Below are 20,906 nucleotides of genomic sequence, written 5' to 3' on the forward strand. Positions count from 1 at the left end.
AGCAGAGAAATGCAGGGTATTTACGGCAATTCCGCCTGCACGGAGCGTACAGAAATTGGATAAAAAAATGCCAGTCAGGGTTAACTGACTGGCATTACCGCATCAGCGGCCCTTTTTATGGCTTATTCTTCGCGCTCGATGCCGAAGTGCCGATAGGCGTGATGGGTCGCCATGCGGCCGCGCGGCGTGCGCTGGATAAACCCCTGCTGGATCAGGAAGGGTTCGATCACGTCTTCGATGGTTTCCCGCTCTTCGCCGATCGCCGCCGCCAGGTTATCCAGCCCGACCGGGCCGCCGGTGAACTTGTCGATAATCGCCAACAGCAGTTTACGGTCCATATAGTCGAAGCCTTCGGCATCGACGTTGAGCATATCCAGCGCCTGCATCGCCACCGCGCCGTTGAGCACGCCATTGGCGCGCACCTCGGCGAAGTCGCGCACCCGGCGCAGCAGGCGGTTGGCGATGCGCGGCGTACCGCGCGCGCGGCGCGCCACCTCATGGGCGCCGTCATCCGACAGGTCTATCCCCAGGCAGTTGGCGCTGCGCGAAACGATGTGCTGCAGATCGGCCACCTGATAAAACTCCAGCCGCTGCACAATGCCGAAACGATCGCGCAGCGGCGCCGTCAGCGAACCGGCGCGGGTGGTGGCGCCCACCAGGGTAAACGGCGGCAGATCGAGCTTAATCGAACGCGCGGCCGGGCCTTCGCCGATCATGATATCCAGCTGATAGTCTTCCATCGCCGGATACAGCACCTCTTCCACCACCGGCGACAGGCGGTGGATCTCATCGATAAACAGCACGTCGTGCGGTTCGAGGTTGGTCAGCATCGCCGCCAAATCCCCCGCCTTCTCCAGCACCGGGCCGGAAGTGGTGCGCAGGTTAACCCCCATTTCGTTGGCGACAATGTTGGCCAGCGTGGTTTTCCCCAGCCCCGGCGGGCCGAAGATCAGCAAATGGTCCAGCGCGTCGCCGCGCTGCTTGGCCGCCTGAATAAAGATTTCCATCTGTTCGCGCACGTGCGGTTGGCCGACGTATTCGGCCAGCAGCTTCGGACGGATGGCGCGATCGAGAATGTCTTCCTCGGTGATCGGCTCGGCGGAAATCAGGCGATCGGCTTCAATCATTGTCTGCCCCTTGTCGACCTTAGAGCGCGGCGCGCAGCGCGTCGCGGATCAGGGTTTCGCAATCGGCGCCCGGCTTGGCGATTTTGCTGACCATGCGGCTGGCTTCCTGCGGTTTATAACCCAGCGCCACCAGCGCCGAGGCCGCTTCGGCTTCGGCATCCACTTCGGCGGCGTTGGCGGCGGCCGGCAGCGCGATTTCGCTGCTGTTGTTGAACAGGTCGCCGTTGAGCCCTTTGAAGCGGTCCTTCATTTCCACCACCAGGCGCTCGGCGGTTTTCTTGCCTACGCCCGGCAGCTTGACCAGGGCGGTGATCTCTTCGCGTTCGACCGCGCTGACGAACTGCTGCGCCGACATGCCAGACAAGATAGCCAGCGCCAGCTTCGGCCCGACGCCGTTGACCTTGATCAGCTCGCGGAACAGCGCGCGCTCCTGCTTGTCGTTGAAGCCGTACAGCAACTGGGCGTCTTCACGCACCACGAAGTGGGTAAACACGATAGCCTCTTGCCCCAGTTCCGGCAGCTCATAAAAGCAGGTCATCGGCATATGCACTTCATAACCGACGCCGTTCGCCTCCAGTAACACCAGCGGCGGCTGCTTTTCCAGAATATTTCCCCTGAGACGACCTATCATTTACCCTCCTGCAGAATTCCTGAGCATGGCTCACTGCCATGCCGTGCTGCTAAAGCTTATAACATAAAAAAGGCTGGATGAATATCCAGCCTGAATGTTCACCGGCGTTGCCTTCAGCGTAACCGCCCGCGCGCCAGGTTCAATCGCCCTTCGCTCATCCGCAGCACGTTCTGGCTGAGATGGCAATGAGTGATGGCGATAGCCAGCGCATCGGCGGCGTCCGCCTGCGGATTGGCCGACAGCTTCAGCAGCGAGCGCACCATATGCTGCACCTGCGCCTTTTCGGCCGCCCCGGTGCCCACCACGGTTTGCTTGACCTGCCGCGCCGCGTATTCGAACACTTCCAGGTTCTGGTTAACCGCCGCGACAATCGCCACGCCGCGCGCCTGGCCGAGCTTGAGCGCCGAATCCGGGTTCTTGGCCATAAACACCTGTTCGATGGCGAAAAAGTCCGGTTGGAACTGGGTGATGATTTCGCTGACGCCGGCATAAATCAGCTTAAGCCGCGTCGGCATGTCGTCCACCACCGTGCGAATGCAGCCGCTGGCGATATAGCTCAGCTGGCGGCCCTGCTGGCGGATAAGTCCGTAGCCGGTGATACGTGAACCGGGATCGATACCGAGTATGATCGCCATCTCTACCACCACCTTGCGTTAAGCGTAGGTTCCGCCCGGCGCTGCCGCGTGGCAGCGCCGTACATCAACGTCATTACAGCGTCGCCGCAACCTCGTCGGAGATCTCACCGTTGTGGTAAACCTCCTGCACGTCGTCGCAGTCTTCCAGCATATCGATCAGGCGCAGCAGCTTAGGCGCGGTTTCCGCGTCCATGTCGGCCTTGGTCGATGGGATCATCGACACTTCCGCCGCTTCCGCTTCAAAACCGGCGGCGGTCAGCGCGTCTTTCACTTCGCCCAGATTTTCCCAGGCGGTAAACACGTCGATGGCGCCGTCGTCGTAGCTGACGATGTCTTCCGCGCCGGCTTCCAGCGCCGCTTCCATCACGCTGTCTTCATCCAGGCCCGGCGCGTAAGCGATCACGCCCTTCTTGGTGAACAGATACGCGACCGAGCCGTCGGTGCCCAGGTTGCCGCCGCATTTGGTGAAGGCGTGGCGCACTTCCGCTACGGTACGGTTGCGGTTGTCGCTCAGGCATTCGATCATCACGGCGGTGCCGCCCGGACCGTAGCCTTCATAGATGATGGTTTCCATGTTGGTATCATCATCGCCGCCGACGCCGCGCGCGATAGCGCGGTTCAGGGTGTCGCGCGTCATATTGTTGGACAGCGCCTTGTCGATCGCCGCACGCAGACGCGGGTTAGCCCCCGGATCGCCACCGCCCAGTTTCGCGGCGGTAACCAGCTCGCGAATAATTTTGGTGAAAATTTTGCCGCGCTTGGAATCCTGCGCCGCTTTACGGTGTTTGGTGTTGGCCCACTTACTATGACCTGCCATAAAAATCTCCGAAAAATTACTGGACTGAATTAATCACAAACTCTTCAATCGCCTGCTGATTGCTCCATGACTTGGTCAACTTCACGGCTTCCGCCGCCTCAAGCCATCGGTAAGCGTGATGCTCGGTAATGACCGGATCGCGCTCTTCGGGCAAAGCCAGACAGAACCAGTGCTCTTTATTGCGCGTGGTTCCCGGGGCATAGCGATGTCGCAAATGGACAAAGAGTTCAAACTCCACGCAGCGCTGGCAATCGAACAACGGCAGATGCTCTGCTTCGATATCGATGCCGACTTCTTCCATGACCTCACGCCGCGCGGCATGCGGCGGCGACTCATCCTGCTCCAGGCTGCCGGTGACCGACTGCCAGAATTCGGTATCGTCGCGCCGCTGTAACATCAGCACCCGACCACTGGATTTCGCATAAATCACTACCAGAATAGATTCGGGGCGCTTGTAACTCATCACTCGTTCTCTTCTGGTAACGAGACTTTCTTTATCACGCTGATCGCCAGCTCCTGCAGCGACGCCGGGTTGGCGAAGCTCGGCGCATCGGTCATCAAACAGGCCGCGGCGGTGGTTTTCGGGAAGGCTATCACGTCGCGGATATTGTCGGTGCCGGTCAGCAGCATCACCAGGCGATCCAGGCCGAAGGCCAGGCCGGCGTGCGGCGGCGTGCCGTACTTCAGCGCATCCAGCAGGAAGCCGAACTTCTCGCGCTGTTCGTGTTCGTCGATGCCCAGAATGCTGAACACCGTCTGCTGCATTTCGCTGCGGTGAATACGCACCGAACCGCCGCCCACTTCGTAACCGTTAATCACCATGTCGTAGGCGTTGGCGATGGCGTTGGTCGGCGTGCCGGCCAGCTGTTCCGGGCTCATGTCGCGCGGCGCGGTGAACGGATGGTGCATCGCCGCCAGGCCGCCCTCGCCGTCTTCTTCAAACATTGGGAAGTCAACCACCCACAGCGGCGCCCAGCGGTCCAGCTGGGTCAGCTCGAGGTCGCGGCCCAGCTTCAGACGCAGCGCGCCCATCGCGTCGGTCACAATCTTGACGCTGTCGGCGCCGAAGAACAGGATATCGCCGGTCTGCGCGTTGGTGCGCGCCAGAATAGCTTCCAGCACTTCCGCGCTGAGGAATTTGGCGATCGGGCTTTGCACGCCGTCCATGCCGGCGGCGCGATCGTTGACCTTCAGCCATGCCAGCCCTTTGGCGCCGTAGATGTTGACGAAGGCGCCGTATTCGTCGATCAGTTTGCGGGTCAGCTGTGCGCCGCCCGGAACGCAGATCGCCGCGACGCGGCCCTTGGCGTCGTTAGCCGGGCCGGAGAACACCTTGAACTCGATGTCTTTCACCAGGTCGGCCACGTCCACCAGCTCCAGCGGGTTGCGCAGGTCCGGCTTGTCGGATCCGTAACGACGCATGGCTTCTGCGAAGGTCATCACCGGGAAGTTGCCCAGATCCACGCCCTTCACGTCCAGCCACAGTTCACGCGCCAGTTTTTCCATCACTTCACGCACCTGTTCGGCGGTCATGAAGGAGGTCTCGACGTCGATCTGGGTGAATTCCGGCTGGCGGTCAGCGCGCAGGTCTTCGTCGCGGAAGCATTTAACAATCTGATAGTAACGGTCGAAACCTGACATCATCAGCAGCTGCTTAAACAGCTGCGGGGACTGCGGCAGCGCGTAGAACTTGCCTTTGTGCACGCGGCTCGGCACCAGATAGTCGCGGGCGCCTTCCGGCGTGGCCTTGGTCAGCATCGGGGTTTCGATGTCGAGGAAGCCGTGGTCGTCCATAAAGCGGCGCACGAAGCTGGTGATCTTGGCGCGGGTTTTCAGGCGATCGGCCATTTCCGGGCGGCGCAGGTCCAGGTAGCGGTATTTCAGACGCGCTTCTTCGCTGTTCACCTGGTTGGAATCCAGCGGCAGCGGTTCGGAGCGGTTGATGATCTCCAGCGCATGCGCGAAGACTTCCACCTCGCCGGTGGCCATATCTTTATTGATCTGGCTGTCCGGACGCGCACGCACGGTGCCGACGATCTGGATGCAGAATTCATTGCGCAGGTCATAGGCCTTGTCGAACGCCACTTTCTGGTCCGGATCGAAGAACACCTGCACGATGCCTTCGCGGTCGCGCATATCAATAAAGATCAGGCCGCCGAGATCGCGACGACGGTTGACCCAACCACAGAGTGTGACTTCCTGGCCTACGTGGGACAGATTCAACTGCCCGCAATATTCAGTACGCATACGCTATCCTTTTACACAGCCGATGCCGCGCCGGGCCGCAATGCCCCTGTCGCGCGGCGGTTATCTGATGAACTCTACCTGTTGCCCGGTTTAAAATCTGTCGCATACCACCCGGTTCCCTTGAGCTGGAAGCCGGTAGCGGAGATTAACTTGGTTAACGCGGGCTGCCCACACGCCGGACAGTCTGTCAGCGGCGCGTCGGAAAATTTTTGCAATTTCTCTAACCGATGGCTGCAAGCACCACATGCATATTCGTAAATCGGCATAGGTCGTTGGATTAAAGAGTGTCGAAAAAAGGGGGCCATTATAAAGGAAATTCATGCGGCAGATAAGTGCGAACACAGCTTTGTTGCTGCACTAAATGGCGCGTTTTTGTTCGAAGTAACACATTGGTTAACAAATTTCCCATTAACCCGTGACGCTTTTTTCACGTAGCCTGAATCTCCCCGGTTTAGCGCGCCGCCGCGTGCGTGCGCCTTCCTGAGTGAATTTTATCCACTTCGCAATGAGATGAATCCCATGCTGAAACTTGATGCCCAAACCACCGCTCTGGTGCTGATTGACTTGCAAAACGGCATTCTGCCCTACGCCGGCGGGCCGCACAGCGCCGAGCAGGTGGTGTCCAACGCCGCCCTTCTCGCCGCCCGTTTTCGCCTGCTGGGCGCGCCGGTTTTCCTGGTGCGCGTCGGGTGGTCCGATTCCTTCGCCGAAGCGTTGAAGCAGCCGGTGGACCAGCCGGCCCCTGCCCCTGCGGGCGGTCTGCCGGCCAGCTGGTGGGAGTTCCCCGCGCAGCTGGCGGTCAGCGACAGCGATGTTCGGGTCACCAAACGCCAATGGGGCGCCTTCTACGGCACCGACCTCGATCTGCAGCTGCGCCGTCGCGGCGTCAAATCCGTGGTGCTGTGCGGGATATCCACCAATATCGGCGTGGAATCCACCGCCCGCGCCGCCTGGGAACATGGCTATGAATTGCTGATAGCCGAAGATGCCTGCAGCGCGCAGAACGGTGAAATGCACCGGTTCGCCGTCGACAATATCTTCCCTCGCCTGGCGCGGGTGCGCAGCACCGGTGAAATTCTTGCCGCGCTCGACCAGTAACGTTAAGTTGTAGCCTGACGAGATAAATTAAGGAAGATGGCGCGTTGATCTACATCGGACTACCACAGTGGCAGCACGCAGCCTGGAACCGCATCGGGCTGCGTGATCTGGCGGACTACAGCCGTTATTTCAACTGCGTGGAAGGCAACACCACCTTTTACGCACTGCCCAAACAGGAAATCGTGCAGCGCTGGCGCGATATGACCGGCGATGACTTTCGTTTTTGCTTCAAATTCCCCTCGGACATCAGCCATAAGGCCGCGCTGCGCAACTGCGGCGCCGAGCTGCAGGCGTTTTATCAGTGTCTGAGCCCGATACATCAGCGCATCGGCCAGCTGTGGCTGCAGCTGCCTTCGGCCTTCGGCCCTGACGAATTGCCGCGCCTGTGGCAGTTTTTCGACCCGCTGCCGAAAACCTTCACCTACGGCGTGGAAGTGCGCCACCCGGCGTTCTTCGCCAAGGGAGAAGCAGAACGCCTGTTGAATCAGGGGCTGCATCAGCGCGGCATCAATCGGGTGATCCTCGACAGCCGCCCGGTGCACCATGCCGCCCCCAACAGCGCGGCGGTGCGCGACGCGCAGCAGAAAAAGCCGAAGCTGCCGGTGCATGCGCTGGTGACCGCCGGCCAACCGCTGGTGCGCTTTATCGGTGGCGACCTGCTGGCCGATAACCTGCGCTGGTTCGACGCCTGGCAGCAGAAGCTGCCGCTCTGGCAACAACGGCATCAGCCTTATCTGTTCATTCATACGCCGGACAACGGCGACTCGCCGCAGCAGGCGCAAAAAATCTGGCAACAGCTGCGCCAGGCGATCCCCGATTTGCCCGCGCCGCCGGACTGGCCGGAGCAGGATGCACTGTTTTGACCTATTAATCTGACCAATAGCATCAGATTTTTCCTCGCGACAGTGAATACAATGACGGCTATGATGCTGGCTGCCAGTTTTGGTTAGGGAATGGAGTGAAAAATGGTAAGCGCGCTTTATGTTGTGCTCGGCGCATTGTTGTTGATCAAACTCTCATATGACGTGGTCAGATTAAGGATGCAGTACCGTGTCGCCTACGGAGACGGCGGTTTCTATGAGTTACAGACCGCCATCCGCGTGCACGGCAACGCCGTAGAATACATTCCCATCGCCGCAGTGCTGTTGGTGATTATGGAAATGAACGGTGCGGAGATCTGGATGATCCACCTCTGCGGCCTGATGCTGATGGCCGGGCGTCTGGTTCATTACTACGGCCTGCGTAATCGCGAGGTCCGCTGGCGCCGTTCCGGCATGGCTGCGACCTATATTTCGTTGTTGTTGATGGTTCTGGCGAATATTTTCTATCTGCCCTGGGATCTGATTTTCAGCCTGCACTGATCCCCGTTAATCATCAGGCGGCCCCGCCGCCTGCTTCCGCTCCGCTTTCTTGCGGTTATCTGTTAGAATACGCCCCTTCGAATTCTGAACTTATTTGCCGCTATGCCAAACCGCGATACTCTTTTCTCCGCCCCCATCGCCAAACTGGGCGACTGGACCTTCGACGAACGCGTCGCAGAAGTGTTCCCCGACATGATCCAGCGTTCCGTTCCCGGCTATTCCAACATCATTTCGATGATTGGCATGCTGGCCGAACGCTTCGTGCAACCCGGCAGCCAGGTTTACGATCTCGGCTGTTCGCTGGGCGCGGCGACGCTGTCGATGCGGCGGAATATCAAGGTGGCGGATTGCAAAATCATCGCCATCGATAACTCCCCGGCGATGGTCGAGCGCTGTCGGCGGCATATCGACGCCTTTCGCGCCGACACGCCGGTTGAGGTTATCGAAGCCGATATTCTCGACGTCAATATTGAAAACGCCTCGATGGTGGTGCTGAACTTTACCCTGCAGTTCCTTGAGCCGGCCGATCGGCTGCGCCTGCTGGAGCAGGTGTATCGCGGCCTGAGGCCGGGCGGCGCGCTGGTGCTGTCGGAAAAATTCAGCTTTGAAGACGCCGACGTCGGCGAACTGCTGTTCAACATGCACCACGATTTCAAACGCGCCAACGGCTATAGCGAGCTCGAGATCAGCCAGAAACGCAGCATGCTGGAAAACGTGATGCTGACCGACTCGGTTGAGGCGCATAAGGCGCGCCTGCAACGGGCCGGCTTTGAACATGCCGAAGTGTGGTTCCAGTGCTTTAACTTCGGCTCGCTGATCGCCCTGAAAGCGGGAGACGCCCAATGATCGAGTTCGGTGATTTCTACCAGCGCATCGCCAAGAGCAACCTAAGCCACTGGCTGGACACCCTGCCCGCCCAGCTCAGCGCCTGGCAGCGCGAATCGCTGCACGGCAAGTTCAAGCAGTGGTTCAATTCGGTGGAGCATCTGCCGCTCCTGACCCCGACCCGTCTCGATCTGCTGCACGGCGTGCGCGCCGAAATGGAGCCGGGCCTGTCGCCGGGCCAGCTGGAAGGCATTGAAAAAATGCTGCGCACCATGATGCCCTGGCGCAAAGGCCCCTTCTCGCTGTACGGCATCGACATCGATACCGAATGGCACTCCGACTGGAAGTGGGATCGCGTGTTGCCGCACATTTCCCCGTTGGCCGGGCGCACCATTCTCGACGTCGGCTGCGGCAGCGGCTACCACCTGTGGCGGATGATCGGCGCCGGCGCTCATCTGGCGGTCGGTATTGATCCGATGCAGCTGTTCCTGTGCCAGTTCGAAGCGGTGCGCAAACTGCTGGGCGGCGATCAGCGCGCTCACCTGCTGCCGCTCGGCATCGAACAGCTGCCGGAACTGGCGGCGTTTGACACGGTGTTCTCGATGGGCGTGCTGTATCACCGCCGTTCGCCGCTGGATCACCTCTATCAACTGAAAAATCAGCTGGTTTCCGAGGGTGAGCTGGTGTTGGAAACCCTGGTGGTGGAGGGCGATGCCAATCAGGTATTGGTGCCGGGCGACCGCTACGCGCAGATGCGCAACGTTTATTTTATCCCTTCGGCCCAGGCGCTGAAGTGCTGGCTGGAGAAATGCGGTTTCGTCGACGTGAAAATCGCCGACATGTGCGTAACCAGCACCGAAGAGCAACGCCGCACCGACTGGATGACCAGCGAGTCGCTGGCCGAATTCCTCGATCCCAACGACCGCAGCAAAACGGTCGAAGGTTATCCGGCGCCGCTGCGCGCCGTGTTGGTGGCCAAAAAGCCGTAACCGATACTGCCGGGGCCTGGCCTGCCAGGCCCTGCGTTATCCCTTCCCTACGTCGACAATCCGCAGCTGGTACACCATGGTGGCGTTTGGCGGAATTTGCGGCGGATAGCCCGCTTCGCCGTAGGCCAGCGCCGAAGGAACCACCATGGTCAAGGAACCGTGGTTTTTCAGATAGCCGATAGCTTCGCGGAATAACGGCGGAAAGGCCGACAATGGCTGGGAAAGCACTTTGCCGCTGCGGTCCATATCCTGAATGACGCGGCCACCGGCCAGCGTTTCTTTCACCACCACAGACACCAAAGCATTTTCAGGGATCGCTTCATCCCCCGCGTAGTCCAGCCGATACCAGAAGCCGGACGAGGATTTTTTTATGCCCTTCTTCTTGCGGAACTCGGCGATGAAGGATTCCCCCTTGGCCAGCTGTTCCTTAGCCGATTTGTCCCGCGCTTGATTCACCGCTTTTTCCGAGTCCGCCAGGGCGCTGGCCAACAACGCCTCATTCAACTGATAGCGCCCGCTGAAGGTATCGATCACCCCCGCCAACAGTGCGTCCTTGTCCGGCGTGACGCCCCAGCTCTGGCGCTCCGCCAGCAGGGCCTGAATATCCCGCCCCAGCGCGACGCCTGCGGCGTAGCTCTGCTGTCCCTGCGGTTTTTTCAGCGTCTGGCCATCCGGCAATAGCCTGGCGCGAGCGCGCAGCCCGTCGATTTCATCGCGCAACGCCTTCTGCGACTGATTGGCGGCCGTCAATGCCTGCTCGGCCTCGACGGCCTGTTTTTTTGCCGCATCCAGCCGCTGCGTTGATTGCGCGTTGTCTTCCGCCGCCCTGGAGAGGCGTTGTTGCAAAGCTTCAGCCTGCGTTAACCGGGCCTTTTCCTGCTGCTGAAGCTGAGTCACTTGTTGCCGAAGCTCGGCCACCGTCTTGGCGGAATCCGCCTTTTGCTGCGCCAGCGCCGCCCTGGCCCGGGCGATCAGCGCCTGCGCCTGTTGCTCCTGCGGCGTCAGGTTAAGCGCCTGGCGCACGCCGCTGGCCAACGCGCCGAGCGCGGCCAGATCCGGCTTGACCGGCGGCGGATCGGCGGCCGTCAGCGCCGTGGCAACGCGCAGCGCCGTCAATTCCTGCTGCAGAGACTGGATTGTCGCCTGCTGGCGCTCCAGCTGGCCGCTCTTTTCTCGCAGCGCCTTCTGGGCGAGCGCCCACTGCTGCCGGCCGGCGGCGGACGCCCTGGTTTTGACCGCCGGCTGTTGCGCCGCCGGCGACGGCGGTTTGTCTGCCGGCTGCGGCGGCGGATCCTGCCGATGATACTGCTCGGCAAACTGCAGCAAGGCGGGCACGCCGTCATCCGCATGCAGCGCATGGGGCGCCGCCATCAGCGGCAACATCAGGCTTAAAAGCGCCAGCCGGGAACGTGGGCTCATTGGATGCGCTCTCCCCGTTCGGCGAGACCGGTCATCATGGTGGTGCTTATTTCAACGCAGGTGCGGCTGATGCGGTAGCGATACAATGCGTCGACGGTTTCCTGGGTGTCGGTGTTGACCCGCGGCCGCACCCCGGCGTACTGCGCGGCTCCGCTCATCAACGCATCGAATTCGCGTTTGTACTTTTGATATTTCTCGGGATCCATATTGCGCATGGCCTCGAGCTCACGTTGGCACTGCTGGATACGTTCAGCCTCGCGCTGTTTTTTATCCTGCTCCGCCGTTTCCGTTGCACTGACTTTATTCACTGCCGCCGCCGGTCGTTTGGCGTTTTGGCAACCGGCCAACGTCATGGCCAGCAAAAGTGATGCGGTTAAGCAATATGCCGATCGGGTCATTGTAGTTATCTCCTTGTTAAATCCGACAGAACGTCCCTGCTGCAAAGGCGGCGGTATTTCCCGCCATTCATTCACTTAATTGATACACAACCAACATCATATTCAACATTTTGATATTAAAGGATTTTTTAAAAAACAAATTTATCAGCCGCTAATAACAAGGGCAAGGAAATATATAATATCCATCATGATTAACCGCCGGGCACCGACTTATCGTCACGTTTGATCCCGCACCTTATTTACGCCGTTGCCCTGTTGGCGAGATAAAAAAAGCCCCGGCAAAACGCCGGTTCATAGTGACAGTCGCACTATAAATACACATTTAAAATCAATTGATTATATTTATTACTGCATTTATATACAGTATTTTTTGGTGCATTTTTTACTTATTTAGGTTAAATTTTCCCGCACAGTCCCCCACCCAGCACCCCACGGGGTGCCATGCAACAGGAATCAGTATGGCCTTTTATACGGTTGAGAAGAGGATGCGGTCGGATGGCACACCCCGCTATAGATGCACTGTAGGGGTGAAGCAAGCCGGTAATTACGTATATCGTGAAAACAAAACCTTCGGCAAACTCTCACAGGCGAAATCATGGGGCATGGGACGTGTCGCACACATCGAAGCCAATGGCACCCCTGATGATGAGCGGTCAACACATACTACCTTGGGGGATTTGATCCAGAAATACACAACACACCCCAACATAAAATATGGGCGCTCTAAAACTGATGTGCTTAAACTGCTATCCCGATCAGAGATCGCAACCAGCCCTATCACAGAACTCACTGCTTCTGTTTTTATCGAGCACTGTGAGCAGCGCAGAAGGAACGGTGCAGGGCCAGCAACAGTGGCTCAAGATTTGGCGTACATTGGCTCAGTCCTCAAGGCCGCCAAGCCAATATTTAACATAGACGTTGACCTGCAGGCGTACGAACTAGCCAGAAAGAATCTTTCACAAATGCGTGTGGTAGGACCTTCGCAGAAGAGGAGTCGGCGCCCTACTCGCACCGAGACTGAACTTCTCCTGTCTGGACTCAAAGAGAAGGAGTTTGGCTCCTATAACAGAACCCCATTCGCAGACATATTTCTATTTTCGATATTAACCTGTATGCGTATCGGCGAGGTTTGTAAGATCACATGGGACGATGTGAATGAAAAGCAAAAATCGGTTTTGGTAAGAGACAGGAAAGATCCTCGCAAGAAAATTGGTAATCACATGTCCGTTCCGCTACTTGGTGATGCTTGGGTTATCCTTCACCGCCAGCCGAGAAACGATGCTCGCGTGTTTCCCTTTAACAGTAGGAGCGTTACTCAGACTTACCGACAGGTTAGAGACGCACTTGGCATTGATGACCTACGTTACCACGACTTGCGTCGGGAGGGAGCCAGCCGGCTTTTTGAGGCGGGATTCAGCATCGAGGAAGTGGCCCAGGTTACAGGGCATCGATCGCTGAATATACTTTGGCAGGTTTACACCGAACTATACCCGAAATCGCTACACGAAAAATTCGACCAACTGCAGAAATCGAAGTTGACCAAAGAATAACATGACTGTACAAATAACCAGTAAAAACTTACCGAGTCCAAGACATGAAACCTCAAGACGAAATCAGCGGCATGCGACAGCTAACCGACTTTCAAGCAGACCATAGCGCCTTTGGCCGCTTTGTTTTGCTGCACTCATCATTCACAGACACAATGTCATATGTCTGCGCTGAGAAATCGACGACCTACCCAGACCAAGAGGTAATGATCCGCCTGGACGTTGCCAAGGAGCTGATCCGCGAACTGCAGAAGCGTGTCGATTACATCGAAGCCGGTATCGAAAACAACGCCGTGCAGTTGGTTGATTAAAAATAGACAATTTGCCGGGGTGGTCAGCACCATTCCGCCAGCGTAACTATTTGATATTTTCGAAAAGATCCGTCAATAGCTACCGATTCTCCGCCAGGCGGTCAGCACCTAAAGATACCGCTTCCTACCGATATCCAACCCGCTCGACATTGCGAGGTCGGCGTCGGGGGCAAATTTTTATTTTTAACAAAGCGCAGGGCAATCAAACTTTGACTGGCCTGCGCTTAGTTTTAGCTAAGAGGGCGTTTCAGAGTGCAGTCTGGGTATGATGTTGTATATCAGATAAATATTACATTACCAGGAGATTACTTGACCAAGAAAATCAGTTGTTTCACCAACAACCCCCGAGACCGTATCAACTGTGTATTCAACCGCATTATCAATACCGGTGACTAGTGGGGTTGCTACTGGGGGAATGTTTATTCCCACACCATCCAGGGCTTCCATACCTCTAGCATAAAGATCTCCCACCAAACCACCACCTGCCACCGATTCAATTTCTTCAGCACTCAGTTCACGAAACGTATTCATTGCTTATCTCCTGCAGTTATAACATGGACATCAGTAAGCGCTGTCTGTCACCTGAGGGGGAAACTGGTCCCCGCTGGATACTCATTTCACAGCTCTTAGTGCACTAGCCGGTACAGTAGTGATTCCTGTCGCCGACGGCCTCACAAGTATAGTACAGCATGCATAGGTGTACATTTTTCATGCAGTCAGTGGCGGTTTTTCAGTGACCGAACGCAGGACGTTGATCGATAACGAAAGATAGTTGTGCTGAGCCGGGGTCCATCCCGGCCTCTGGCTATTTACGGCACGGGTATATTTTTGGCGGCCATCGAATCGCGCATATCATTTAGCGCGTCAAGCATCTCCGCTGGCGTCAGCACACTGTTATAGACGGCAACGCCACCGCCAGCCCCCTCAAAACCATCCGTTAACTGGCTGCCTGCCGGGGCACCGTTGAACACCAGCTGATTACCGCTAACGGAACGGCCGTTAGTGATTGCCATGGGCAACGGGTTACCGTTCGCGCGCATGCCGATGATCTCAGTGGCTGAGATAGAAACGGCAAACATCGTCCATGCTCCGGTGATCCCGCCAAGACTCAGGGTGACTGTTCCTGTCGAAGTCGCAACCAGAACAGAACCCGAGCCATCAGGCTGCTGTGTAACCCTGAATCCAGTGAACGGTGCACTACCCGGCGTCACCGTCGAAATAATATTCGCGGCCGCGGCCGGCTTGGCCAGTATTTTTAACGCTATGACGAGCGTTACATTTTCCGGCTCCACGACGGGGATTATTGCCCCTCCGCCGGTTTTCACACACACCATTCCCTCATCGTTGAATTCTGCGTTAGTGAGCAGGTTATTGCCCTGGCCGCTATAGTCGGTTTTACCGTCCATTGCGAAGGTGCCTACGCTGGTATCCCGGTTCATCGCCATCACTGGATAGGCAAACGGGTACTCGTCATCATAAGCGGATGAGGTATCAAAATTAAAAGTCATCGTGTTCCCTTAAATTTCAGTGATTTTTAACACGCCACCCTGAGCAATACGCAGCGTTCCATCTTGGGCTTTGGCTACTATGGTGATTTCTGTTGCATCATCAGGCGCAGTAAATTCGTAGTAAAAATACCCATACCCGTCAGTAGACTGTTTCCAGTTTCGAATGCCCGCCAGGTACACGGTGCTGTCGGTATCTGCAGTGGAATTTCCCACAACGACGTAGAATGACACCCAGCTGGAAATATTTGCGGCAATTTTCAGCTCCACACCGAAGCCATATTTTTGCCCGCCGGTGACCGGTAATGTCCGGTGCGCTGCAGCTATTGAAGACCCGGCCCCGACCATAACGAAAGCATTGCCCAGAATGTCAGGATCATTCTCAACGCTGAAGGTGCCGGAGGAATCGACCACCCACCCATTAGGGACGCCATCAGTTTGCTGGATGAATAATGGGTTGGGCAGAATGTTGTCGCTGTTTTCCGGGGTCGTCACAGAGACGGCTTTTCGCGGGATCGTAGGGGCAATCCACTGGCTCATCGTGTCAGCTATCGCCTTCCCCATGGCCTTAGCAGCAACAGGCCACGGGTGGGATTCGTCCTGGTTATACCCAGCGATCCACTGGCCAGTTAATGGGTCTGTTGTGGCGGCGTGCAGGTCAACAAGGGGTAACCCATATTTGGCAGCATACGCGCGGAGGAATGCATTAATTTCATAACGCAAGACGTCCTGCGCCTCCGAATTTCCCGACTGCGCTGACATCGTGCACACAACGGGAATGATCCCCGCACGGCGCAGTTTGCTGTAGATTTTGGTTAAAGCTGGGCGAGTTACAGTCTCAAAATCCAGGCTTTTAACAACATCATTACGGCCAGCCAGTACGATGCAAAATGTGGGTTTTGCTGCAATAACGCGCGGGATATGTGTCGCGAGGATTTGCGCAGCGGTATAGCCGCCAGTCGCGTATGTCCCCACATAACGGAACCGGCCTCCGGTGAAAAGCATTGCCCATGCTGTCCAACATTGCGCATTAACCAGAGGCTCGTAGATTTTTCCTTTCGCGTTAGGCTGTGATGCTGCAAGCCCAAACTGAGAGATTGAATCGCCAGCAACAGCCACGTCATTCGGTAAGGCACCGCGCTGAGTCGTCAAAGGGATGCCGTGAAGCTCGACAGTCCGATTGTCTTTGCGCATGCCGAATGCCACCCGGAAATTGCTGCCCATCAGCCCCCATTTATATACGGAGCCAATCGTGGACATTTGCGCCATCTCTCCGAATAACAGCCTGTCGGCGATATTTATCAGGTACGCCTTGGTTTTTCCGAACAACGTTTTATCACCGTTTTTCTCAATGAGTAGCGATTGACGCCCTCGAGGATCACCAAAAATAACCTTTCCGTCCCGAGTGAAGATTGAATTTAACCCAGCTGTACGGTTATCAATAAGCCTGGCCATTTCTATCGCAGAGGCCACAGCAGCAGCACCAACAGTTTGGGAAACTTGGATAGCGGTGCCGTTATCGTTCAAAAAATAATAGAACGCCGCAAGGTCATCAGGTCCACCTGGTATGCGGAAATACCCTCCTGACGGAGTCCCAGCGATACCAGCCGCCACGTTAGAAAACGTATATTCATTATCACTCACCGCTTCGGTATTTTTTAAAGCTTCCTCTGCTCTGTCTGCTGATTGCGCTGCATTCGCGGTAGCTCCAACAAGTTCATCAATCCTTTCCGATACCTGTTTGCGAACCGTCGGGAACGGTTTCTGAAAGCGATCATGCGCTACATCTTCATCACCATTCAAAAAGTCATCATAGGCAAGGGCATTATCATTGAGGTCCTTCATGCTGTTTGAAGGCCGGGGATTTAAGGTGTTGTATCGTTGGGCCATAGTTAGTTCCATAGGGCCGTATAAACGGCAGAGATTGACTGTTGACAACTAGCACCAATGGGGCTATTATTTATTACATGAGGTAGCGGAAAGGCCGCAGCCCAACCCGAAAGGAAGAACGAGATGACCGACATGACCACCGCCGAGCTGGAAAAGATTCACGCTGAAATTGCAAAGCTGATGGCTGAAACAGCAAAAATTAACAGAGAAACAATGTGGTATCCGGTTGCAGTCGCCACGGGGTTAATCGGAGCGGTGGCAACAGTGACAACCATCATCATCAAATTTATTTAACGAGAAGCCCCGGAAGGGGCTTTTTGATAGGTGCAGAATGCGATTAATCAACGAATACACTCCTCCCGCTCCTGAAGATCTGGAAAATTTAAAATCAGAGCTTGGATATACTGGCACACAAATGGCAGACCTTGCGGGTGTAGCCAGCAATAGCCAGTGGCGTAAATACACCGGTGGTGCTGAGCCGCGAGCAATGTCTCCTCACATACTTTTTTTTATGGCAGCACAGCTTGCATTAAATGACAAAGAACTATCTCACATCATTGAAAAAATGAAAGCAATTGGGGCAGAGATAAAATGAGTAGAGAATTGCCAAGTAAATTATACTCCTTAGATGTATTAAGGGGGATCGCGGCAATTTCTGTTGTTTTTTGGCATTGGCAACATTATTTCTATGTCGGTGATCAACCAAAAGACTTCATATCAGAGAATCAGCCTTTTTTTGGTGCATTAAGCTTACTATACAGACATGGTGATTCTGCTGTTGAGTTATTCTTTTGCATTTCAGGCTTCATTTTTTACTGGCTGTATTCTCAATCCATTGCTGATAAAAAAATAAGTATAAAGGAATTTTCCGCAAAGAGATTTAGCCGTCTATACCCATTATACATAACAACATTCTTCGTGGTGCTATTTTTACAGAGATTTTATTTATCTCATAATGGCTCGTACTTTGTTTACCAAGAAAATGATTTATACCACGCAATACTAAATATATTAATGATTCCTGCATGGGGTTTTGAAAGCGGATGGTCGTTCAATGCTCCTGTTTGGTCCGTGTCTATAGAAATTATGCTTTATGGCGTTTTTTTCATTATTTGCAGACTTGGTAAAATCAGACTAGCACTAATCCCCATACTTATATTGGTCGGGTACTTCATTTTTCCTGAAAACTATAAAATAGGCATTGGTTTGTTTTCCTTCTTCTGTGGTGCTGCCACATACAAAATAACAAAGCTAACAATAAACAATCTCACTGGCTTTACCCCGATTATTTTAAGCTCCATACTATTAGTCTTCGCTTGGTATATTGTTTCTGCTTTTTTCTCATCGAATATTTTCGTAATAACATCCTGCGGATTTACAACAACAATTTACTTCTTGGTCACATTGAGCACAATTCCAGCTTGCAATAATATGTTTGCTAAAATTCGCTGGATTGGCGATATCAGCTACTCTTCATACCTCATTCACTTCCCACTGCAAATAACATTTTCTTTATGTTCCGATGCCTTAGGTTATAGCCGAGAAATATTTTACTCACCCAACTCAATAATTATATTCATGGTAATTCTAATACCTTTAAGTTTAATCAGCCATTATTATCTAGAAACTAATGCACAGAGGTACATAAGAAATAAAATCATGGGGAAAAAGATCACAAAATCCATTTTGAAGCAGGGGTAACCCTGCTATTTCCCTATCGCAATCCATGTAAACCCGTTCGAGTCTTTTCTGCCCTGACCTGAATCCATGTCAAAAATATAACTAACCATATCAAAATACGTCAATTGATAGTTGGTATTGTCAACATTTGCAAGAACGAATGCATTGTTATCATTTTTGTTTGTTGGAGATACGATAACTTGATACACAGAAGTTAAAAATGGTGTAGGATAATTTACTCGCTTCCTACCATCAGAATCGGCAATACCACTTCCCCATTGAATAATCAAACCTGATGGAAGTTTCTGGTATCCATTTCCAGACAATGCAGCAGGTGCTTGGTCTTTATTCGTTTTTTTTATTGCCTTTAAAATCTGTCCATCATCTGCAGGATCGAGAGGAATACCACTCCCCACCACAACATTACACATTTCACGTTGCCACGTATTAAAAATTGCCGCTTCTAAAATGGTTGGCGGCACCCCTTGGGCAACGTTGCCATTCGTAAACTCTGCATTTTGGTCTGCTGTTTCTGTAACACTTCCAACTTTTTGCATGACAAATCCTCGCTGATTAAACGATTGATAATGATGATTAAATGGGCTTTAAATATTGCCTGAGGCTATATCGAATATTTCGGCAAACTCAGGTGTCACGTTATAAACACCTTCGTCGTTAAAGCCGAAATTGATGTAACCGAACTTCACGATGGTGTGCGACGGCGCCAGGGCATTCATACGGCATTCAAGCTGCCGGTTGCCCCAGGAGCGCAGCGGGTCACCGCAGTAGCTCATTCCCGCACGCGCGTAGGTGATCGTGGTTTCCTCGGCCTCCACCAGCCATACAAATGGCCAGTCGTCACCGTTAAGCCCATCCCCACAGACAGAGAGCCCCGCGCGGGCCTGGCGGTATTCATTGATCGTGATGTTGTAACCCAGCGCCCGGGCGATACTCACAAAGTACGTTCTGGACTGGCCGCCCGTACTGATGAATTTTGACACCACTGCCGCCTGACGCTTGGCAATCGTGTCTACCTCACCGATCGAGCAATCATCCGGCAAACCGAGAGTTTTCTCCCACTCGGTCAGCAGGATCGTGGCAGTTTCAGGAAAAGCGCCGACTAAAAGCGCTATCGCATCATTGTCACTACGCAGGAAGGCATTTGCTAATGCCCGGATCACTGCCGCCTGGACACTGTCTGGATCACGTGGCCACGCCAAACCGGTTGGTATCAACGCCTGCAACGCGTGCTGGTAATTTTCAGCGGTAAACTGGCTCATGTATAATTCACCTCACCGCGTACTGGCAATTCCCCCACGCCAAGCGAGATATTCGCCGCCGGCGAAACCAGGATAAAGCCGGCGGTACCATCAATGTCCCCGATCGCCCTGTTCAGATCTGAAAGAAAAATCTTACCGGTGCCGTCCGGCGTGCCTCCTTCAAAAAAAACGTTGTCGATCGCAGCCGCAATGGCCGCGGTGATAACGCTGCCAACATTGCTGATCCCACTGATTTCAAAATTGACTGATTTGGCCACGGGAGAACAGACATAAACCATGGCGGTCACCGGTGCCAACGGGTAAATATAATCCGCCACGCGGCCCTGATCCCCGGTCGCCTTTTGCGCCCCCCAGCTGTCAAACTGGGATATGCCGTCAGTGCCGACAGGAAAGCCGTGGTTGGTTTCATCGTTGCCGTCGCACATGATGTACACCCCAACGGTGCCGGCGCCCATCAGCCGCCGTTTAGGCCAACAGCGCGTAACACCAGGCACAGCCAGCGCCCATTGCTCGTAATCCGTATCACTGCCGCCCTGCGGCGGGTTTTGATATGCCAGCAGCATGCGGGCGCGCAAACTTTCCTGCGTTTCGATATCGGCGCCGCCAGTTGCCGGATCCATCATCACGCCGCTGGCGTCGATACCAGGCAGGGAAATATCCAGCGTCAGGGAGGTTCCGGCATCGGCATTTCCGTCAATACCGCCGCCTGTCGGATCATCGATGATGTCGGGAAGTAAAGCCGTCAGTTTACCGTACCCTTTCCCGTCGGCACCGATGACCACGTCATCATCCAACCGATAGCGGTAGCCGTCACCGCGGCGCAACACCGCACCTTTGCTTACCGGCGCCCCTACAGTGCCGCTGAACTGATACGACGGGGTGGATGCCGGATTGGCGGCATTCTGGTAGACACTTTTCAACCCGGCCCAGCCGGAAAGCCATTCGTCCGTTGAGTTAAATGGGGTTGCCTGCAGCGCGATATAATCCAGATAACCGTAATGCAGATGCGCCAAGCCGGCATCGGCATCCGCCAGCACCCGCATATTGGAATAGCGCAAAAGTGAGCCGGTTTTACGGAGCTCTGATTGGAGCTGTGTGCGGTTCTTCTCACGCAGCTCAGTTAATGTAGGCCGCTTGAATGGCATA

Annotated in this window: 25 protein-coding genes; 10 read left to right on the forward strand and 15 right to left on the reverse strand. The window is 55.0% G+C overall.

Annotated features, from left to right (window positions below):
* Positions 1-122: 122 nt before the first annotated feature.
* From ruvB to D7I37_RS22125, 7 genes are all read right to left on the reverse strand, one after another.
* Entirely contained in the window at positions 123-1,127 is a 1,005-nt protein-coding gene (gene ruvB, locus D7I37_RS22095) for a Holliday junction branch migration DNA helicase RuvB (protein ID WP_061794549.1), read from the reverse strand.
* 19 nt (positions 1,128-1,146) lie between these two features.
* On the reverse strand, positions 1,147-1,758 hold the full coding sequence (gene ruvA / locus D7I37_RS22100; protein WP_061794550.1) for a Holliday junction branch migration protein RuvA: 612 nt from the start codon (positions 1,756-1,758) through the stop codon (positions 1,147-1,149).
* A 113-nt stretch (positions 1,759-1,871) separates the two neighbouring features.
* On the reverse strand, positions 1,872-2,393 hold the full coding sequence (gene ruvC / locus D7I37_RS22105) for a crossover junction endodeoxyribonuclease RuvC (RefSeq protein ID WP_061794551.1): 522 nt from the start codon (positions 2,391-2,393) through the stop codon (positions 1,872-1,874).
* Positions 2,394-2,466: 73 nt separating this feature from the next.
* Entirely contained in the window at positions 2,467-3,210 is a 744-nt protein-coding gene (locus D7I37_RS22110; RefSeq protein ID WP_061794552.1) for a YebC/PmpR family DNA-binding transcriptional regulator, read from the reverse strand.
* A gap of 16 nt (positions 3,211-3,226) precedes the next feature.
* On the reverse strand, positions 3,227-3,673 hold the full coding sequence (gene nudB / locus D7I37_RS22115; protein ID WP_129544356.1) for a dihydroneopterin triphosphate diphosphatase: 447 nt from the start codon (positions 3,671-3,673) through the stop codon (positions 3,227-3,229).
* A complete protein-coding gene (aspS, locus tag D7I37_RS22120) occupies positions 3,673-5,457 on the reverse strand; it encodes an aspartate--tRNA ligase (RefSeq protein WP_129544357.1) in 1,785 nt (594 codons plus the stop codon). The genes nudB and aspS overlap by 1 nt, the downstream gene beginning before the upstream one ends.
* A gap of 74 nt (positions 5,458-5,531) precedes the next feature.
* Positions 5,532-5,762 carry a zinc ribbon domain-containing protein gene (locus tag D7I37_RS22125; RefSeq protein WP_331712577.1) on the reverse strand — a complete coding sequence of 77 codons (231 nt, stop codon included), beginning with the start codon at positions 5,760-5,762 and terminating at the stop codon, positions 5,532-5,534.
* A 214-nt stretch (positions 5,763-5,976) separates the two neighbouring features.
* On the opposite strand from D7I37_RS22125, the gene D7I37_RS22130 reads away from it, so the two are divergent.
* The 5 genes from D7I37_RS22130 to cmoB all read left to right on the forward strand — a co-directional run bounded on the left by D7I37_RS22130 (position 5,977) and on the right by cmoB (position 9,730).
* Positions 5,977-6,555 carry a hydrolase gene (locus D7I37_RS22130; RefSeq protein WP_061794555.1) on the forward strand — a complete coding sequence of 193 codons (579 nt, stop codon included), beginning with the start codon at positions 5,977-5,979 and terminating at the stop codon, positions 6,553-6,555.
* Between the two features lie 47 nt (positions 6,556-6,602).
* Positions 6,603-7,418: a DUF72 domain-containing protein gene (locus D7I37_RS22135; RefSeq protein ID WP_095100157.1), complete on the forward strand. Its 816-nt coding sequence runs from the start codon at positions 6,603-6,605 to the stop codon at positions 7,416-7,418.
* A gap of 102 nt (positions 7,419-7,520) precedes the next feature.
* On the forward strand, positions 7,521-7,916 hold the full coding sequence (locus D7I37_RS22140) for an MAPEG family protein (protein WP_004932387.1): 396 nt from the start codon (positions 7,521-7,523) through the stop codon (positions 7,914-7,916).
* Positions 7,917-8,018: 102 nt separating this feature from the next.
* Positions 8,019-8,762 carry a carboxy-S-adenosyl-L-methionine synthase CmoA gene (gene cmoA, locus D7I37_RS22145; RefSeq protein ID WP_061794557.1) on the forward strand — a complete coding sequence of 248 codons (744 nt, stop codon included), beginning with the start codon at positions 8,019-8,021 and terminating at the stop codon, positions 8,760-8,762.
* Positions 8,759-9,730: a tRNA 5-methoxyuridine(34)/uridine 5-oxyacetic acid(34) synthase CmoB gene (gene cmoB, locus D7I37_RS22150; RefSeq protein WP_095097876.1), complete on the forward strand. Its 972-nt coding sequence runs from the start codon at positions 8,759-8,761 to the stop codon at positions 9,728-9,730. The genes cmoA and cmoB overlap by 4 nt, the downstream gene beginning before the upstream one ends.
* A 36-nt stretch (positions 9,731-9,766) precedes the next feature.
* Here cmoB and D7I37_RS22155 read toward each other — a convergent pair whose 3' ends face one another.
* The gene (locus D7I37_RS22155) at positions 9,767-11,149 is read right to left on the reverse strand and encodes an FKBP-type peptidyl-prolyl cis-trans isomerase N-terminal domain-containing protein (protein WP_231922049.1); all 1,383 of its coding nucleotides are present in this window, start codon (positions 11,147-11,149) and stop codon (positions 9,767-9,769) included.
* Positions 11,146-11,547 carry a hypothetical protein gene (locus tag D7I37_RS22160; protein ID WP_061794560.1) on the reverse strand — a complete coding sequence of 134 codons (402 nt, stop codon included), beginning with the start codon at positions 11,545-11,547 and terminating at the stop codon, positions 11,146-11,148. The genes D7I37_RS22155 and D7I37_RS22160 overlap by 4 nt, the downstream gene beginning before the upstream one ends.
* 458 nt (positions 11,548-12,005) lie before the next feature.
* Between D7I37_RS22160 and D7I37_RS22165 the strand changes: the two genes are divergently transcribed.
* Both D7I37_RS22165 and D7I37_RS22170 read left to right on the forward strand, forming a co-directional pair.
* Positions 12,006-13,097 (forward strand): site-specific integrase, encoded by a 1,092-nt coding sequence (locus D7I37_RS22165; protein WP_129544358.1) that lies wholly within the window; start codon positions 12,006-12,008, stop codon positions 13,095-13,097.
* Positions 13,098-13,141: 44 nt separating this feature from the next.
* The gene (locus D7I37_RS22170; protein ID WP_129544359.1) at positions 13,142-13,405 is read left to right on the forward strand and encodes a hypothetical protein; all 264 of its coding nucleotides are present in this window, start codon (positions 13,142-13,144) and stop codon (positions 13,403-13,405) included.
* Between the two features lie 294 nt (positions 13,406-13,699).
* Here D7I37_RS22170 and D7I37_RS22175 read toward each other — a convergent pair whose 3' ends face one another.
* The 3 genes from D7I37_RS22175 to D7I37_RS22185 form a co-directional block, all read right to left on the reverse strand.
* The gene (locus D7I37_RS22175) at positions 13,700-13,936 is read right to left on the reverse strand and encodes a hypothetical protein (protein ID WP_129544360.1); all 237 of its coding nucleotides are present in this window, start codon (positions 13,934-13,936) and stop codon (positions 13,700-13,702) included.
* Positions 13,937-14,214: 278 nt separating this feature from the next.
* Positions 14,215-14,913: a hypothetical protein gene (locus tag D7I37_RS22180; RefSeq protein ID WP_129544361.1), complete on the reverse strand. Its 699-nt coding sequence runs from the start codon at positions 14,911-14,913 to the stop codon at positions 14,215-14,217.
* A gap of 9 nt (positions 14,914-14,922) precedes the next feature.
* Complete coding sequence (locus tag D7I37_RS22185; protein ID WP_129544362.1) at positions 14,923-16,800, reverse strand: SGNH/GDSL hydrolase family protein; 1,878 nt, start codon at positions 16,798-16,800, stop codon at positions 14,923-14,925.
* 123 nt (positions 16,801-16,923) lie between these two features.
* Here D7I37_RS22185 and D7I37_RS27110 point away from each other — a divergent pair, with 123 nt between their 5' ends.
* From D7I37_RS27110 to D7I37_RS22195, 3 genes are read left to right on the forward strand one after another with little or no spacing between them, the layout of a single operon-like run.
* A complete protein-coding gene (locus D7I37_RS27110; protein WP_165283071.1) occupies positions 16,924-17,094 on the forward strand; it encodes a hypothetical protein in 171 nt (56 codons plus the stop codon).
* A 37-nt stretch (positions 17,095-17,131) separates the two neighbouring features.
* Positions 17,132-17,395 (forward strand): XRE family transcriptional regulator, encoded by a 264-nt coding sequence (locus D7I37_RS22190; protein ID WP_129544363.1) that lies wholly within the window; start codon positions 17,132-17,134, stop codon positions 17,393-17,395.
* Positions 17,392-18,501 carry an acyltransferase gene (locus tag D7I37_RS22195; protein WP_129544364.1) on the forward strand — a complete coding sequence of 370 codons (1,110 nt, stop codon included), beginning with the start codon at positions 17,392-17,394 and terminating at the stop codon, positions 18,499-18,501. The genes D7I37_RS22190 and D7I37_RS22195 overlap by 4 nt, the downstream gene beginning before the upstream one ends.
* 5 nt (positions 18,502-18,506) lie before the next feature.
* Here D7I37_RS22195 and D7I37_RS22200 read toward each other — a convergent pair whose 3' ends face one another.
* From D7I37_RS22200 to D7I37_RS22210, 3 genes are read right to left on the reverse strand one after another with little or no spacing between them, the layout of a single operon-like run.
* Positions 18,507-19,037, reverse strand: coding sequence for a hypothetical protein (locus D7I37_RS22200; RefSeq protein WP_129544365.1), 531 nt, complete (start codon positions 19,035-19,037; stop codon positions 18,507-18,509).
* 48 nt (positions 19,038-19,085) lie between these two features.
* The gene (locus D7I37_RS22205; RefSeq protein ID WP_129544366.1) at positions 19,086-19,760 is read right to left on the reverse strand and encodes a YmfQ family protein; all 675 of its coding nucleotides are present in this window, start codon (positions 19,758-19,760) and stop codon (positions 19,086-19,088) included.
* The gene (locus D7I37_RS22210; protein ID WP_129544367.1) at positions 19,757-20,905 is read right to left on the reverse strand and encodes a baseplate J/gp47 family protein; all 1,149 of its coding nucleotides are present in this window, start codon (positions 20,903-20,905) and stop codon (positions 19,757-19,759) included. Before D7I37_RS22210 ends, D7I37_RS22205 begins: the two co-directional genes overlap by 4 nt.
* Between the last annotated feature and the right edge of the window lies 1 nt (position 20,906).

Origin of the sequence: Serratia sp. 1D1416 (genome assembly GCF_003641105.1) — a bacterium.
GTDB classification, from domain to species: Bacteria; Pseudomonadota; Gammaproteobacteria; order Enterobacterales; family Enterobacteriaceae; genus Serratia; species Serratia ficaria.

Bases quoted from the DNA above. Each gene is read 5' to 3' on its own strand.
- D7I37_RS22185 (WP_129544362.1), bottom strand. From the start codon at position 16,800: ATGGCCCAACGATACAACACCTTAAATCCCCGGCCTTCAAACAGCATG.
- D7I37_RS22165 (WP_129544358.1), top strand. From the start codon at position 12,006: ATGGCCTTTTATACGGTTGAGAAGAGGATGCGGTCGGATGGCACACCC.
- cmoB (WP_095097876.1), top strand. From the start codon at position 8,759: ATGATCGAGTTCGGTGATTTCTACCAGCGCATCGCCAAGAGCAACCTA.
- D7I37_RS22140 (WP_004932387.1), top strand. From the start codon at position 7,521: ATGGTAAGCGCGCTTTATGTTGTGCTCGGCGCATTGTTGTTGATCAAA.
- D7I37_RS22200 (WP_129544365.1), bottom strand. From the start codon at position 19,037: ATGCAAAAAGTTGGAAGTGTTACAGAAACAGCAGACCAAAATGCAGAG.
- ruvA (WP_061794550.1), bottom strand. From the start codon at position 1,758: ATGATAGGTCGTCTCAGGGGAAATATTCTGGAAAAGCAGCCGCCGCTG.
- cmoA (WP_061794557.1), top strand. From the start codon at position 8,019: ATGCCAAACCGCGATACTCTTTTCTCCGCCCCCATCGCCAAACTGGGC.
- D7I37_RS22180 (WP_129544361.1), bottom strand. From the start codon at position 14,913: ATGACTTTTAATTTTGATACCTCATCCGCTTATGATGACGAGTACCCG.
- D7I37_RS22190 (WP_129544363.1), top strand. From the start codon at position 17,132: ATGCGATTAATCAACGAATACACTCCTCCCGCTCCTGAAGATCTGGAA.
- D7I37_RS22155 (WP_231922049.1), bottom strand. From the start codon at position 11,149: ATGAGCCCACGTTCCCGGCTGGCGCTTTTAAGCCTGATGTTGCCGCTG.
- D7I37_RS22125 (WP_331712577.1), bottom strand. From the start codon at position 5,762: ATGGCCCCCTTTTTTCGACACTCTTTAATCCAACGACCTATGCCGATT.
- ruvB (WP_061794549.1), bottom strand. From the start codon at position 1,127: ATGATTGAAGCCGATCGCCTGATTTCCGCCGAGCCGATCACCGAGGAA.
- D7I37_RS22175 (WP_129544360.1), bottom strand. From the start codon at position 13,936: ATGAATACGTTTCGTGAACTGAGTGCTGAAGAAATTGAATCGGTGGCA.
- ruvC (WP_061794551.1), bottom strand. From the start codon at position 2,393: ATGGCGATCATACTCGGTATCGATCCCGGTTCACGTATCACCGGCTAC.
- nudB (WP_129544356.1), bottom strand. From the start codon at position 3,673: ATGAGTTACAAGCGCCCCGAATCTATTCTGGTAGTGATTTATGCGAAA.
- D7I37_RS22170 (WP_129544359.1), top strand. From the start codon at position 13,142: ATGAAACCTCAAGACGAAATCAGCGGCATGCGACAGCTAACCGACTTT.
- D7I37_RS27110 (WP_165283071.1), top strand. From the start codon at position 16,924: ATGACCGACATGACCACCGCCGAGCTGGAAAAGATTCACGCTGAAATT.
- D7I37_RS22195 (WP_129544364.1), top strand. From the start codon at position 17,392: ATGAGTAGAGAATTGCCAAGTAAATTATACTCCTTAGATGTATTAAGG.
- aspS (WP_129544357.1), bottom strand. From the start codon at position 5,457: ATGCGTACTGAATATTGCGGGCAGTTGAATCTGTCCCACGTAGGCCAG.
- D7I37_RS22130 (WP_061794555.1), top strand. From the start codon at position 5,977: ATGCTGAAACTTGATGCCCAAACCACCGCTCTGGTGCTGATTGACTTG.
- D7I37_RS22110 (WP_061794552.1), bottom strand. From the start codon at position 3,210: ATGGCAGGTCATAGTAAGTGGGCCAACACCAAACACCGTAAAGCGGCG.
- D7I37_RS22205 (WP_129544366.1), bottom strand. From the start codon at position 19,760: ATGAGCCAGTTTACCGCTGAAAATTACCAGCACGCGTTGCAGGCGTTG.
- D7I37_RS22160 (WP_061794560.1), bottom strand. From the start codon at position 11,547: ATGACCCGATCGGCATATTGCTTAACCGCATCACTTTTGCTGGCCATG.
- D7I37_RS22210 (WP_129544367.1), bottom strand. From the start codon at position 20,905: ATGCCATTCAAGCGGCCTACATTAACTGAGCTGCGTGAGAAGAACCGC.